This is a genomic window from Gemmatimonadaceae bacterium (assembly GCA_036504815.1).
Taxonomy (GTDB): domain Bacteria; phylum Gemmatimonadota; class Gemmatimonadetes; order Gemmatimonadales; family Gemmatimonadaceae; genus PNKL01.
Genome location: DASXUN010000019.1, coordinates 1 through 14981 on the forward strand (window position 1 = coordinate 1; position 14981 = coordinate 14981).

Sequence of the window (14981 nt, forward strand, 5' to 3'; positions counted from 1 at the left end):
GGGCATCGGCGTCGGCTACCGGTACGAGAAGTTCGAAGTCGTCGACTTCGCGACGACGGATGTCACCCCGGGCGTGCCGCGCATGGATCCGCTCGGCGCGATCACGACCGGCTACGGCAACCGGCCGTTCACGGGCAGCACCGCCGTGGTGAAGTTGATCTACAAGTTCTAGTCGGCGCGTTGTTGGGGGCTCCTCCCCCAGCGATGCGACATCAGGGCGGCACCTCCGAAGGGGGGGGTGCCGCTTTGCATTTCCACGATTGAGGATCAGGAATTCGGATTGGGATTGCGGATCACGAACGGCGATTGCTGGGGGCGGGCGGGACGGCGTACCTTCGAAGGGCACTTTCTGCCCCAAGCCTCCGCACCACACCCCACCCTCCGCACCACACCCCACCCTCCGCACCACACTCCGCACCCAGCCCCCGCACCACACCCTGTTCCCTGCACCCTGCACCTCCATGACTCTCTCTCGCCGCCGTTTCGTCCAAAGCTCCACCCTCGCCCTCGCCGCCACCGCGCTGGACTGGCGGTCCCTCCTCGCGTACGGCGTCCCGCACCGGCAGCCAGATGCGCTGACGCTTGTCCGCGGCACCGTGGGCACGTTCACGGGGCGCGGCGGCACGATCGGCTGGCACCTTGACGCCAAGGGCGTGGTCGTCGTCGACTCGCAGTATCCGGCGTCGGCCCAGCCCTGCCTTGACGCCATGAATGCGCGCACCCACGCCCGCGCCATCGACTACCTGGTCAACACGCACCATCACGGCGATCACACCGGCGGGAACGGCGTCTTTCGTCCCGCGGCCAGGAAGATCCTGGCGCAGGCCAACGTCCCGCGGTTGCAGCGCGCCGCGGCGGAGCGTGCGGCCCAGTCGCCGCAGCCCGGGGTGACGTCGCCGCCGCCGGAGCAGGTCTACGCCGATACCCTGTTTGAACGGGCGTGGCGCGAGCCGGTCGGCGACGAGACCATGTCGCTCCGGTACTACGGCGCGGCGCACACCGGCGGCGACGCCGTGGTCACGTTCGAGAAGGCCAACGTCGTGCATCTCGGCGACCTGGTCTTCAATCGGCGGCAGCCGGTGATCGACCGCCCCGGCGGCGCCTCCATCGCCGGCTGGGCGACCGTGCTCGACGGCATCCTCGGCGACCATCCCGCCGACACGATCTACATCTTCGGCCATGCCGGAACGAACTTCCCCATCACCGGCAACCGCGCCGACCTGACCTTGCAACGCGACTATCTGGTCGCGCTGCTCGAGTTCGTGCGCGGCGAGATCAAGGCCGGCCAGCCGAAGGACGTGATCGTGAAATTCGCCGAGCCCCTGAAGAACTTCCCCGATCACGGCCCATTGACGGAACGGGTGCTGGCGGCGGCGTTCGACGAACTCCTGGCGTGAACCGAGTGCCGCACCGGCGCCGTCGGAAGCTTCACGAAAACGCCACGCTCATTCGCGCCGCCGTAGCCGCCCTGCTGGCCGCGGCGACCTTCGGCATAGCCTAGTGCGGGACGCCACGCCGCTGGTCAGCCATTCTCGCGCAGGTAGAGCGCCAGCGCGACCCGCGAGGGCAGGCCGAGCTTCCGGTAGATGCGGTTGAGATGGATCTTCACCGTGCCCTCGCTGATGCCGAGTCGCAACGCGATCGCCGCGTTGCGCAGACCGGCGGCGACGTGCTCGGCGAGTTCGCGTTCGCGTCGCGTCAGGGCGTCGCCCTGGGAATCGGCCACGCTGTTCATCACGCTGCGCACGCGGTCGCCGGGGGCGTCACCGTCGAGCCAGTGCCCCCCGCTTGCCACCACCCGCAGGCAGCGCAGGCCGTCGGCCGCGGCGCGGTCCCACGGCAGGATGCCGCGCGCCCCGGCGCGCAGCGCGGCGGCGATGTCGTCGGGACGCAGCACCGATCCCAGCATGATGGCCCGGGTGGGATGGTTCTCGCTGCGCAGCGTTCGCACGACCTCGATGCCGCTGGGACGCTGCATGTCGCGCTCGACAAAGAGCAGGTCCGGGTTGTGGTCCCGCACCGCCTTCAGCGTCTCGGCGCCGTCCACCGCGGTCGCCACCACCTGCACATCACGCTCGCTCTCGAGCAGCGTACGCAGGCCGACCAGCACGACGCTGTGCGGGTCCGCCAGCACCACGCGCACGGGCATCACGCCCTGATCCCCGTGGGGATGTCCATCTCGACGACGGCGCGGTCCGCGGAAGACTGGATGCGCATGCGTCCGCCCAGTGCGCGCACGCGCAGTTTCAGCGCCACCGGACCACGGCGGGACGCGAACAGGTCGTCGTGCTCCAGGGCGCCCTGAAAGGCGAAGCCGCGCCCCATCTGCTCGACGGTCAGGTGCACCAGCTCGGCATCGGCGCTGACCTGCACGGCGGCGCCGGAGGCATGGGCGTAGCGCGCCGCATTGACCAGCGCCTCCTGCGCCAGCCGCACCAGCTCGCGCACCAGGCGCGGCGACTCCAGCGGCGTGATCGCGCCGACGGCGAGCGTGGCGGGGAGGCCCCAGACCCGGTGCACACGGTCGATCATGGTCGACAACTCGGTCACCACGGAGGGGGCCGATGGTGAATCCTCCGCCTCTTCCACGAGTTCGAGGACAAAGAGGTTCAGCGCCCGCAGCTCATCCTCGAGCGTCTGTTCCACCTGGGCAATGACGCTTCGCAGCTGATCGGCGTCGGTGCCCGCGCCGCGCACCGCACTCGTGAGCTGCAGGCTCAGTCCGGTCAGCGCCTGCAGGATGCCGTTGCGCAGTTCGGTGGAGACGCGGACGCGCTCGTTGGCGACGGCATCCGCCACGCGATCGTCGGCGGAAGGATCACCCAGGAAGCCGGGGGGGGTGTCACGCTTGCTCATAAACGGGCGCCTGGGTTGTGGAACTGTCCGTCATCGAACATCCACCGAGATGGGGGGAGAGAAGTTTCGGCTCTAACGAATGCGAAGTCAACGGGCACCGGCGGATCGCTTCGAAGCTCCGCGCGTACGGCGAGGGAGGCGCCCGAGGGAAACGTGTGTTCACTGCGCAACAGTGCCTGCGGTCATTGAGATATCCGGATATGCCGATGGTTATACGCGGTTATATCCTTGCGCCAATTCTGTCCCGATGCAGTGGGACACAACTTCCTGCCCGGTTCGGATGGCCATGGGGCATCGCCCAGCCATCCATCCCCCCAACCGGCCCCCCTGGGCAAGGATTAGCGATTCATGAGCTTCTCGACGTTGAGACGCGGTACGATGGTGATGGCCGCCATCCTGATGGCCGCTTGCGGCCGCGAGAGCACGGCGCCGGCTACGGCCGTGAGAGAGCAGACGGCTGCCGTTCGCAAGATCGGCCTCGTCAGCGAGACGCCGACGCCGACCGTGTGGGCGCAGGGCACCGACGTGGGACAGCTCAAGTCCAACAACGCCTGCACGACGCTCGGTTATGATTTCGGCGCCAAGATCGACCTGGAGTACACGTCAGGCACGTTCCCGGTGGCGTACAATGGCGTGCAGTACGGCACCATCACCCTGACGTCGTCGGAAGACAGCATGTTCACCTGGTCGTCGACCCTCGGGATCGACGCCATCGCGGTGCACGGCGGCTCGGCGGGATTCAATGTCTACACCTACGACGCCGAGGCCACCAGCGGCAGCGGCTTCAAGGCGCCGGCGAACGGGAACGGCCTCACCGCCGCACTGTCGAACGCCTCGTTCTGCTTCGACCTCGAGCTGGGCAGTTCGATCGGCGCCACGCCGACCTTCACGCGGTCGTACGACTGGACGATCAACAAGGCCCTGGTGACGGCGTCGGATGCGAACCTGACGCTGAGCGCGGGCCAGACCAGCGCCCCGGTGTCGTACTCGGTGTCGCTCGCGAACACGTACGTCGACTCCAACTGGAAGCTGGCGGGCACGTTCACGATCACGAATCCCGGTTTCCTCCCCGCCGCCGGCGTCACCGCGAGCGTGACGGTGAGCGACGCGGGCGCCGCGCTGGTCTCCTGCCCGGCGACGTCGATCGCCGCGGGCGGTTCGATGACCTGCTCGTACCAGGCGTTCCTGCCGGACGGCAACACGCGCACCGTCTCGCTCACCGCGACGACGAACGGCGCCGTCACCACGATCACGACCTCGGATGCTGACCAGGTGCACCTGTACGGAAGCGGCGATGTCGGCGGCACGAACACCGCGACGTCCGTCAGCTTCGTGACGCCGACGACGCTGGTCGACGAAGAAGTGTCGGTGGACGACAACCTCAAGGGCGCGCTCGGCGTCTTCAACGTCGCGTCGGCCTCGCTGAGCACGACGTACTCGCTCACCTTCGGACCGTACGCCGTCTGCGAGAGCAAGCAGATTGGCAACACCGCGTCGTTCCTGACGAACGACCGTGCGAACGTCGGCTCGTCCACGGCGGGCGTGACGGTGAACGTGGTCGGCTGCGGCAGCCAGGACAGCGGCTGCACGCTGACACAGGGCTACTGGAAGACGCACAGCCAGGTTGGCCCGGCCCCGTACGACAATGCCTGGTTGAACCTGAGCGCGGCCCAGGAGAACACCGTCTTCTTCCTCAGCGGCCAGAGCTGGATCCAGGTGTTCGGCACGCCGCCGGCGGGCAACGCGTACTACACGCTCGCGCACCAGTACATGGCGGCGAAGTTGAACATTCTCAACGGCGCCTCCGCCACGCCGGCGGTCACGTCAGCCATGGCGGCCGCCGAAGCGCTCTTCGCGGCGAACCAGCCGACTGTGGTGGGCAAGTCGAAGACGCTGAAGGACCAGTTCGGGGCGCTCGTCGGCACGCTCGGTTCCTACAACGAAGGCCTGACGGGCCCGGGGCACTGCTCGCAGTAGGGCACCGCTGCACCGCTGGATCGACACGCCGCCCCGGGCTCTGCCCGGGGCGGCGTGTCCGTTGCGGCCGTCGGCAGGGCGACGAGTGCCACCCCGCTTGACGTCCACGGGGTCGACCCGATAGCCTTCGCTCATGACGACGGCCACCCAGCGTTTCAACCGCAATAATAATCGGGCCCCTCGCGCGAGTCGCGCGTGGACCGGTTTGGGCGCGTCGTAGCGCATCCAAGTTCCGAGCCACCCCCGATTCGCCAAGGCGAGTCGGGGGTTTTTCCTTTTCCAGGAGTCTCCCGATGTGCGGCATCCTCACCATTCTCGGCCTCGACCCGGCACGCAGCGACGCGCCCGCCCTGCGGCGGCAGGCGCTGACGCTCGCGCGCAAGATCCGACATCGCGGCCCGGATTGGAGCGGGATCTTCAGCGATGACCGCGCCATCCTGGCGCATGAACGCCTGTCGATCGTGGACGTGGAGCATGGCGCGCAACCGCTCATCGACGCCCAGACGGGCGCGGTGCTCGCCGTCAACGGCGAGATCTACAACCACCAGGCGCTTCGGCGCGGCCTCACCGGGCCGCACGAGTTCCAGACGCGCTCCGACTGCGAGGTCATTCTCTATCTCTACGACGAGCTGGGGCCGCGCGACTTCCTGAACCGCATGAACGGGATCTTCGGCTTCGTGCTGTACGATCCCCGTCGCCAGACGTACCTGATCGCGCGCGACCCCATTGGCGTGATCCCGCTATACGTCGGCTGGGACCGGCACGAGCATCTCTACGTGGCCTCGGAAATGAAGGCGCTCGTCGGCGTCTGCGAGCGCATCCGCGAGTTTCCGCCGGGCCACTTCTATCTCGGCCATGAAGCGGAGCGGGGATTTCAGCGATACTACGAGCCGGCCTGGGCCACGCCGGAGCGCGTGCCGGATGCCGCCTACGATGCCGCCGCGCTGCGCGGCGCGCTCGAAGCGGCCGTCCATCGGCAGCTGATGTGCGACGTGCCGTACGGCGTGCTCATCAGCGGCGGCGTGGATTCCTCGCTCGTGGCATCGATCGCGGCCAAGTATCGCGAGGCGCGCGTGGAGGACGGCGATGCCGGCCCCAGCTGGTGGCCGCGCATTCACTCGTTCGCGGTCGGTCTCGAGGGGGCGCCCGATCTCGCGCCGGCGCGCATGGTGGCGGACGCCATCGGCGCCATTCATCACGAGATCCACTTCACGGTGCAGGAGGGGCTCGACGCGCTCTCCGACGTGATCTACCACCTCGAGACGTTCGACATCACGACCATTCGCGCCTCGACGCCGATGTACCTGATGATGCGCAAGATTCGCGCGATGGGCATCAAGATGGTGCTGAGCGGCGAGGGCGCGGACGAGATCTTCGGCGGCTACCTGTACTTCCACAAGGCGCCCGACGGTCCGGAACTGCACGCGGAGAGCGTGCGCAAGCTGCAGAAGCTGCACCTCTACGACTGTGCCCGCGCCAACAAGGCCGGCGCGGCGTGGGGCGTGGAGGTGCGCGTGCCGTTCCTCGATCGCGACTTCCTCGACGTCGCCATGGCGATGGATCCCGCGCACAAGCTGCCGCGCAACGCGCCGCGCCCGCGGCCCATCGAGAAGTTCCCCCTGCGCCACGCCTTCGACGGGGCCATCCCGAACGAGGTGCTGTGGCGGCAGAAGGAGCAGTTCTCCGACGGCGTGGGGTATTCGTGGATCGACGGCATCAAGGCGCACGCGGAACACGAGGTGTCGGACTCGATGCTGCGCGGCGCGGCCGAGCGATTCCCGGTGAAGACACCGGAAACGAAGGAAGCCTATCTGTATCGCCAGCTCTTCGAGCACCACTTCCCCTCTGCCACGGCCGTGAACTGCGTGCCGTGGGAACGCAGCGTGGCGTGCAGCACGGAGACGGCGCTCCGGTGGGATGCGGCGTTCGCGCTGATGACCGATCCCTCCGGGCGGGCGGTGATGGATGTGCATGACGCGGGCTACAAAGACTGAGGATTGGGTGCAGGGGCACAGTACAGGGTGTGGTGCAGGGACAGGGTGCACGGTGTGGTGCGGGGTGAGGGGGGCGATTGGACGTCTCTGGTAGTCAGCTCCTACCTTTCGTCCATGAGACTCCGACTTCCGCTCCTGACGCTGCTCGTCGCGGCCTGCGGCCGCCTTCCGACGCCACAGGCTCCTGCACCGGTCACTGCACCGGCCTCGGCGCCATCGGCGGCGCCGGCCGACGCGGCGTCTGCCGCTGCGGCAAGCGCTGCCGCCGCCCGCGCGGCACGCGACTCGGCCACCATCGAGCGCCTGCGCAGCGACTGGGCGGGGCTGCGACGCTACCGCGCCGCGAACGATTCCATTGGCGCTCCCGCCGTCGGAGAGCGGCGCGTCGTCTTCTACGGCAACTCGATCACCGATTCCTGGGCGCGCTGGTTCCCCGCGATGTTCCCGGGCATGCCCTATGTGGGGCGCGGCATCAGCGGGCAGACGACGCCGCAGATGCTCGTCCGCTTTCACCAGGATGTCGTCGGGCTGCACCCGGCCGCGGTCGTGATCCTCGCGGGCACCAATGACATCGCGGGCAATACCGGACCGTCCACCCTCGAGATGATCGAGGACAACCTGAGCGCGATGACCGAACTCGCGCAGGCGCACGGCATTCGGGTGGTGTTGGCGTCCGTGCTGCCGGTCTTCGACTATCCGTGGACGCGGGGACTCGAGCCGGCGCCGAAGATCATCGCGCTGAACGCGTGGATGCAGCGCTACGCCGCCGCCGTCGGTGCGACCTACCTCGACTACCATTCCGCGATGGCCGACGCGCGTGGCGGTTTGCCCGCGTCACTCTCCGCCGACGGCGTGCATCCCAATGAAGCCGGCTATCGGGTGATGGCGCCGCTCGCCGAGGCGGCGATCGCCAGGGCGCTGGCGACGCCGTAGTACCGCTACGGCGTCACCACCGGGAAGACCCCCTTCGCCTTCTCGATGAGCATCAGGAAACGCACGAGATCGGTCTTGCTCCCGCGCACCGAGAGGTCGTCGCCGAAGATCGTCTCCTGTACCCCTGCCGCACCCGCCATCATCCGGACGAACAGCCCCTTGGTCAGCGTCAGCGTCGCATTCGCGTTGGGCGCGGGCGGCGCCTTCCGGTAGTGCAGGACGGCATTCTCGATCCACAGCACAAACGACTCTTTCGTGTCCGAGAAGACGAGATTGATGCGATAGTCCTTGCCCGCGGCGGCCGGGCCGTCGAGGCTGGCGGCCATCGCGTCGAGGAAGCGTTCGATGGGCGCCTGGGCCAGCACATCGAGCATATTCCTGGCCGTGATCCCCTTCGGGGGCGGGCCATGGCGCAACTCGTCCGCGGCCACGAGGTACGAGTTGCGCCAGGTTGAGGACTCGGCGGCGTACGCCAGTTGCTCATACGTTCGCGCCAGGAGCTCGCGCGCGGCCGCATGCTTCGGCTCGGCGAACACGAGCTGATTGAGGAGTTCGGCGCCCCAGCGATATTCGCCCTTTTCGAACGCAGTGGTTGCCGCTGCCATCACCTTGTCCGCCCCGCCCATCAGCGCCACATAGCGTGGCGCCGACTCCTCCGGCGGCAGCGCGTCAAGATGCGCGGGATTCCCGTCGTAGTTCCCCAGATAGAACTGATAGATTGCCTTCACGTTGTGGCGCACATCGCCGTAGTAGCCACGGCTCCCCAGCGCCGACTGCAGCGACGCAGGCAGCGTGACGGTCGCCGCGATCTCCGAGGGCGTGTAGCCGGCATTCAGCAGCCGCACCGTCTGGTCGTGAAGGTACTTGTACGTGTCGCGCTGCTGGGTGAGATGCGTCACGATGCGCGCGCGTCCCCATACCGGCCAATTGTGCTGCGCGAAGAGCACCTCGGCGCCGGCCGACTGCTCGAGGGCCTCATCGAGGTACCGGCTCCATTTGAGGGCATCGCGCACCTTGGCCCCGCGAATCGGGAGCAGGTTGTGCAGGTTCTGCGTCACCAGTTCCGCGCCGCAATACGCCTTGAGCGTGGGAAGCGAGAAAGTCAGTTCCGCTGGCGCTTCGGCGCCCGGGGTATTGTGGAAGACGAACGGGACGCCGTCCACATCGAACGTCTCGGTTGCCAGCGACACCGTGCGTGTCGGCGCCAGGATGCCGTAGGTGCCGTACCCGACCTCCTTGCCGAGTCCGGTGTCCAGGAAGCCAGTGGCGGAGCGCGGCAGCCCCTGCCCGAACTGATAGCGCGCACGGCGTCCCATCGCGCCGCCCACCAGCACGTTCTCCGAGGTGGCCTCTTCGAGGAACCCCTCGGGCGCGATGATCGGCACGTGGCGCGCGGCCACTTCGGCCGCGGTGATGACGCCGAGCACCCCGCCGAAGTGGTCAATGTGGCTGTGCGTGAAGACGACGGCGGACACGGAGCGCGCGCCGAGGTGCTTTCGAGCGAACGCGATCGCGGCGGCCGCGCTCTCCTGCGACGTGAGCGGGTCAATGACGATCCAGCCGGTCTTTCCCTCGATCAGCGTCATGCCCGAGTGCCCGAAGCCGCGTAGCTGGTAGATGCCGTCGGTCACCTTGAACAGCCCGATGAAGGCATTGAGCTGCGCGTGCCGCCAGAGGCTGGGATTCACCGTGGGCGGCGCGGGGGCGTCGAGAAAGCCCCAGCTGTCAAAATCCACCATCACGGCGCTGTCGGGCCCGAGGATCTTGCCAGTCGGCTTCGCGATGAAGCCGCGACGCGCCTCCTCGAAGTCCTGTCGGTCGGCGAGATTCAGGCCGGCGCCGAATTCGGCGTTGCGATGCGCGGTGACGAAGGTCGCCTCGCCCGCTTTCCCGTCGGCGGGACGATCAGCCGAGCCGCACGACGCGGCGCACGCCAGCAGGACCGACGCCACCACGTGGCGCATGATGGTCATGGGAAACTCCGGCAGTTGTTCGGACAGGGCCGAGCGATACCGTCCGCCCGGCAGGATCAGCGCAGATAGTCGGCGAGCCAGTCTTCGATGAGCGCTCGCTGCCCCGGCGTCAGGTACCGCGCGCCGCGCACGAGGCCGACGCACAGCGCGCTCTCGCAGTGGCAGCGGAACGGCTCGGCCATGTCGTACTCGGTCGTGTTGTAGTTGAACGTGAGGGCTTCACCAGCCGCAATGTCCCGCCGGGCAATCACGGCGCGATGGCGGATGAGCGTGGCCGGATCACACGCGTGGTCCATGTAGCGCCAGAAATAGCGCCGGACGATCTCCGACGGATCGTGGGCATCGTCCTGGTCCACGTGAAGCGAGGGTCCAACCTGGATCGAGTAACGCGTCGGGATCGGGGTCTCGCGACCGACAAGCGTGAAGACCTTCTTCCCCGCCGCGATCGGCTTGATGGCGATCAACTTCCGCCAGTCGTGGGTCACGAGCACCCCGAGCAGGTCGGAGTCACAGCGGAGAATGGCGCCCGGCGGATGGTCGGGGAGCGGCGTCGCTTCGTCGAGCGGTCGTGGGTCGGTCATTGTCTCAGGCGTCGGCCGACGGTGACGACAACAGCGCCGTCCCCCCGGAATGGTCGAGCGTTGGCCTGCTTCTTGTGATGCGAGCAATCTAGTGCGTTCGGTGCTCGATGCTACCCGTGACATCAACTTGGCGCATGACCGATGCGGCGAGCCGAGTGACCGCGCCACCGAGGCCGGCGACCGATGACTAACGGTTGGGGCCTACGCGCACCGGTTGCGTCCACGCCATCAGCCCGTTGGATTCGACGATTCGCGCCCGGACGTACCCTTCATCACCCTTGTACGCGTAGGTGGCGGGGCTGGCGAGTGACTCCTGCAGCAGCTTGCCGCCGGCACCGATGAACTGGATGCGGTACTTGCTCCAGCTGGTCGGCTTCACTGTCACCGTCATCGCCATCGCCGTCGCCTGATAGTCGCTCAGTTCCACGCCCGTGCTCGCGTAGAAGTCGCCGCGCTCGAGGGCGGCGAGCAACGCCTTGGTCTCGAGCTTTTCCGCGCGCACCACCACCCACCCCTGCCCCGGTCGCGATGCCGTGCGGTCGTCGGGACGCTTGAAGTGATGCGCGTCATCCACCGCGAGGCCATAGAGCGTGACGCCGCTCGTCAGAATGGCATCCCACGCCTCCTCGAGGCCGGCAACGCCACCGCCGCCAATGTTGTTCACCTGCGGGTGGCCGTTGAAGATCTCGAACAACCGGTTGTTGCGAACCAGTCTCAACTCGTCGGGCGTCATTGCCCAGCCGAAGTTCGGGTGGTTGATGTGCGGGATGGCCCCGGCGGCGCGGATTGCGTCGACGTCGCGCTGGATCACGTCCAGCACGCTGGTGCCGCCCTGGGGTTCGATCTTCCGCGCCGGATCAAGTCCGTTGATGTGGATCGGCTTGTTCGCGAAGCGATCCGTCACTTCCTCACCGCGGATGACGAGGAACTTCTCGTCGAGTCCGAACAGGGCGTTCAGCCCCTCGACGCTCGTCAGCACATTGTGGTCGGTGAGCACCAGGAACTGGTACCCATGCTCCTTGTACCACTTCACCACGTCATCCGGCGACGAATCGCCGTCGCTGTTGATCGTGTGGGTGTGCGTATTTCCCTTGTACCAGTGCGCCGCGGGCGTCGCGGACTGCGCGCCGAGGGCCAGCGGCGCGACAACAAGGCAGAGCGTGACGAGACGGCGCATGGGCATCCACCGGCGAGAGACGACTGATCTTCGGTGATGGAGCGTTGCCGCGCCAGCCCCGGCCGGCGCATATTCGGCGCGCCCTGTAGGATCGCGGCAAGACGGTGGAGCTTGTCTTCCTCCCCCGCGCGGGCCATGGTTTCTCCGAGTATTACCACCCGCTCGACCGCGTGAAGCGGGCAGCGGCGTGGATCACCAAGTACGCCCTGGGACCGAAGGTGGTACCCTAACCGGCGGCGACGCCGACGGATCTATTGCCCGAGCGCTTTGAGCTCGTCAAATGGTACCTCGACGCCGTCGAGCCCGACGGCGCCGCCTCGATCGCATACTGGGCGTCGCTCACCTGGCTGGGCGTCAGCGTCGCGTGGCACAACGCCACGCGTTACGCGCCGGGCCAGCCGCCGGCCGAACGATCCAGCCTGCGCGCCGTCCCGCCGCCCGTGTTCGAGGAACGGCGCGTTGCGTGGCATTCCGAGCGCGTCGGCCTTGAAACAACGCATGACGCCATCACACCCGGCGTCTCGGTGACGCTGCTCGACGATGCGCGCGGACGCATCGTCTGGGAATGCCTCGCGCCCTCGGCACGCACGCGGTTCACGCGCGACGGCGCGGCCACCGATGCGACGGGCTACGCCGAGCGGATGACGATGACGGTCGTCCCGTGGGAACTTCCCATCGACGAGCTCCGCTGGGGACGATGGATGAGCGACGACGCCTCGCAGTCGCTGGTCTGGATTGACTGGCGCGGACCGCTGCCGAGCCGCTGGGTCGTGCATCAGGGCGCGCTCTGCGCCGACGCCGAGGTGCGCGACGACCGCCTGGCGATGGGCGCGGGCCACCTGTCGCTCGGCGAGCCCCGCGTCCTGCACGACCGCTCCGTTGGCAAGCTGCTGCGCAGCCTGGCTGGCATGGCGCGCATCGCGGCGCGCATCCCGATGGCGTGGCACGAGACGAAGTGGTGCTGCCGCGCCACGTGGTCCGACCACTCACACACGAGCACGACCGGATGGGCCATCCACGAGATCGTGAGGTTCTCATGACGCCGCGTCTCCGCGAGTGGGTCCTCAAGCTGGCCTACGGGTTGCTGTTCGTGGGCGTGCTGCCCGCCCTGCTGGTGCGCTGGGCGTGGCGCCTCGATCGCTGGGTCCAGCTTCCGGTGCCGCACACCGCGTGGGCCGGCGCGGGGCTCGTGGCGGCGGGGATGGCGCTGATGACCGCCGGGACGCTCGCGCTATGGCGGTACGGAAACGGCCTGCCGATGAGCGCCTTTCCCCCCGAGCGCCTCGTCGCGCGCGGCGTGTACCGGTTGGTGGCCGACCCGCTCTACGTCGGCGCCGTCGCGATGGCGTTCGGCACTTCACTGGTGTTCACGTCGCCCGGCGGCCTCTGGATCGTGTCGCCGGTCTTCGCACTCGCCTGCGTCGCGTGGGTGATGGGCTTCGAACGGGAACGGACGCGGGCGCGGTTCGGCGCCGTGGCCGAGCCGTTGCTTCGACTGCCTGGAAATGTCCACGACGCACCGTCGCCGTGGCATCGCGCCGCCATCTACGTGCTCGTCTTCATTCCGTGGCTCGTCATCTATCTCGCCGTCGAGTTCCTCGGGGCGCCGGCCGGCGCGCCGTCGTCGTCGCTCCCCATCGACGACGCGATCCCGGTGATGCCGTGGACCGCGCTCATCTACGAGTCTGTCTATCCGATGGTCGTGCTGGCGCCGCTCTTCGCGCGGCGCCAGCGTGACCTGCGGCGCTTCGCGCGGCGCGGGCTGTGGGCAATCGCGATCATCATCCCGTTCTACCTGATCGTTCCCATCGTCTACGAGCCGCGTCCCATTCCGGGGACCGGCTTCTTCCAGGCATGGCTTGGGCTGGAGCGCGCCATCAACTCGCCGCTCACCGCCTTCCCGGCCTTTCATATGGTATGGGCCTGCATCGCCGCGTCGTTGTATGCCGCCACGTACCGGCGGGGCTGGCTGATGTGGCTCCTCGCCGCCGCCATCGGGGTGAGTTGCGCGACAGTCGGCATTCACGCACTGGCGGACGTGATCGCGGCCGTCGTCGTGTTCGCCCTGCTGGTGCGTGGCCCCGCGCTTTGGGAGTGGTTGCGAGTCACGGCAGAGCAAGGGGCGAACTCGTGGCGCGAGTGGCGTATTGGCCCGCTCCGCCTGATGAGCCATGGCCTCTTCATCGGCGTGGCCGTGGCCCTTTCGTATCCGGTCAGCATCTGGCTCGGTGGCGCCGACCTGCTGTGGTGGGTCTTCGCCATCTCGCTCGTGGGGGCGATTTTGGCGGCGCTCTGGGCGCAGCTCATCGAGGGTTCGCCGCAACTCCTGCGTCCCTTCGGCTATTTCGGCGGAATGATCGGCGTTCTGGGCACCGTGGGAGCCGCGTCGTTCCTGGGCCTCGATGGTTGGCGCCTGTTGGCGGCGACGTCTGTCACCCTTGCCTTCGGCCAGGGCCTCGGCCGCCTGAGGTGCCTCGTGAATGGATGCTGTCACGGCGCGCCGGCCGCGTCGTCGGTGGGCATCACGTACGTGCACCCGATGCCGCGCCCCAGCCGGCTCGCTGGCCTTGGAGGCGTCGCCATCCACCCGACGCAGATCTACTCGCTCCTCTGGCTCCTGGTGGTCGGCGTGGTGCTCGTCCGCCTCTGGCTGCTGCAGGCGCCGCTCGCCTTCATTGCCGGCATGTACTTCGTGCTGGTCGGGCTCGGCCGCTTCGTCGAGGAGCACTATCGCGGCGAGCCGCAGACCGCGGTGCTGGCCGGTTTCCGCCTGTATCAATGGCTGACGTTCGCCTTCATCATCGGCGGTGCCGCGCTGACGACGTGCGAATCCGCGCCAGCGCCCCTCCCCTCGACGCTCGACTGGCGGGCGTTCGCGGTCTCGTTGCTGGCCGCCGCGATCGGAACGGTCAGCTTCGGGATGGACGTACCGGGCTCGAACCGCCGCTTCTCGCGACTCGCGTAGCGCGCACGCCGCGGCCCCGCGGGCGGGGACTGCGCCGGCTAGCGCGCACGTCGTACTTTTCTGCATGCCTGAGCCTGGAGCGAAAATGGCGGCGCTGCATACGCTGGTCTACGTGAGTTCCGCCGAGCACCTGCAGAGCGAGGCGGAGCTCGAGGAGATCCTCACGGTCGCGCGCGAGTTGAATGCGCGGGACGACGTCACGGGCATCCTGCTCTATCACGAGGGAAGCTTCATGCAGTGCCTCGAGGGCGATCGTGAGGTCATCCACGCGACGTACGATCGCATCGCCCGTGATCCGCGCCATCACGGGATCGTGAAGCTGCTCGACGAGCCGATCGCGGAGCGCAGTTTCCCGGAATGGCAAATGGGCTACTTCCGCGCGGCCAAGTCGGAGCTGCTCGCACTGTCGAACGAGCGCTGGAACGAGCTCGAGCAGCAGGGCGCCGGCACCGGCGTCTCGCGAGGGCTCATCGCGCTGCGCGCCTTCGCGCGGCAGGCCAAGCAGGGACGCTAGGCGACGTCGGG

12 protein-coding genes are annotated in these 14981 nt (G+C 68.0%); 7 read left to right on the forward strand and 5 right to left on the reverse strand.

Annotated elements, in window-relative coordinates:
* Positions 1-461: 461 nt before the first annotated feature.
* Positions 462-1397, forward strand: coding sequence for an MBL fold metallo-hydrolase (locus VGJ96_08670; GenBank protein ID HEY3287179.1), 936 nt, complete (start codon positions 462-464; stop codon positions 1395-1397).
* A 125-nt stretch (positions 1398-1522) separates the two neighbouring features.
* Here VGJ96_08670 and VGJ96_08675 read toward each other — a convergent pair whose 3' ends face one another.
* On the reverse strand, positions 1523-2149 hold the full coding sequence (locus VGJ96_08675) for a response regulator transcription factor (protein HEY3287180.1): 627 nt from the start codon (positions 2147-2149) through the stop codon (positions 1523-1525).
* The gene (locus VGJ96_08680) at positions 2149-2856 is read right to left on the reverse strand and encodes a hypothetical protein (GenBank protein ID HEY3287181.1); all 708 of its coding nucleotides are present in this window, start codon (positions 2854-2856) and stop codon (positions 2149-2151) included. Before VGJ96_08680 ends, VGJ96_08675 begins: the two co-directional genes overlap by 1 nt.
* A 348-nt stretch (positions 2857-3204) precedes the next feature.
* On the opposite strand from VGJ96_08680, the gene VGJ96_08685 reads away from it, so the two are divergent.
* The 3 genes from VGJ96_08685 (at position 3205) to VGJ96_08695 (ending at position 7760) form a co-directional block, all read left to right on the forward strand.
* On the forward strand, positions 3205-4833 hold the full coding sequence (locus VGJ96_08685; GenBank protein HEY3287182.1) for a hypothetical protein: 1629 nt from the start codon (positions 3205-3207) through the stop codon (positions 4831-4833).
* Positions 4834-5126: 293 nt separating this feature from the next.
* Complete coding sequence (gene asnB, locus VGJ96_08690) at positions 5127-6827, forward strand: asparagine synthase B (GenBank protein ID HEY3287183.1); 1701 nt, start codon at positions 5127-5129, stop codon at positions 6825-6827.
* 114 nt (positions 6828-6941) lie between these two features.
* Positions 6942-7760: an SGNH/GDSL hydrolase family protein gene (locus tag VGJ96_08695; GenBank protein ID HEY3287184.1), complete on the forward strand. Its 819-nt coding sequence runs from the start codon at positions 6942-6944 to the stop codon at positions 7758-7760.
* A gap of 5 nt (positions 7761-7765) precedes the next feature.
* On the opposite strand, the gene VGJ96_08700 is transcribed toward VGJ96_08695, so the two are convergent.
* The 3 genes from VGJ96_08700 to VGJ96_08710 all read right to left on the reverse strand — a co-directional run bounded on the left by VGJ96_08700 (position 7766) and on the right by VGJ96_08710 (position 11491).
* Entirely contained in the window at positions 7766-9733 is a 1968-nt protein-coding gene (locus tag VGJ96_08700) for an alkyl sulfatase dimerization domain-containing protein (protein HEY3287185.1), read from the reverse strand.
* Between the two features lie 56 nt (positions 9734-9789).
* A complete protein-coding gene (locus tag VGJ96_08705; protein ID HEY3287186.1) occupies positions 9790-10314 on the reverse strand; it encodes an SET domain-containing protein-lysine N-methyltransferase in 525 nt (174 codons plus the stop codon).
* Positions 10315-10501: 187 nt separating this feature from the next.
* The gene (locus tag VGJ96_08710; protein HEY3287187.1) at positions 10502-11491 is read right to left on the reverse strand and encodes a CehA/McbA family metallohydrolase; all 990 of its coding nucleotides are present in this window, start codon (positions 11489-11491) and stop codon (positions 10502-10504) included.
* A gap of 254 nt (positions 11492-11745) precedes the next feature.
* Here VGJ96_08710 and VGJ96_08715 point away from each other — a divergent pair, with 254 nt between their 5' ends.
* From VGJ96_08715 to VGJ96_08725, 3 genes are all read left to right on the forward strand, one after another.
* Entirely contained in the window at positions 11746-12531 is a 786-nt protein-coding gene (locus VGJ96_08715) for a hypothetical protein (GenBank protein HEY3287188.1), read from the forward strand.
* On the forward strand, positions 12528-14456 hold the full coding sequence (locus tag VGJ96_08720) for a prolipoprotein diacylglyceryl transferase family protein (protein HEY3287189.1): 1929 nt from the start codon (positions 12528-12530) through the stop codon (positions 14454-14456). The genes VGJ96_08715 and VGJ96_08720 overlap by 4 nt, the downstream gene beginning before the upstream one ends.
* An 85-nt stretch (positions 14457-14541) precedes the next feature.
* Positions 14542-14970: a BLUF domain-containing protein gene (locus VGJ96_08725; GenBank protein ID HEY3287190.1), complete on the forward strand. Its 429-nt coding sequence runs from the start codon at positions 14542-14544 to the stop codon at positions 14968-14970.
* Positions 14971-14981 lie beyond the last annotated feature (11 nt).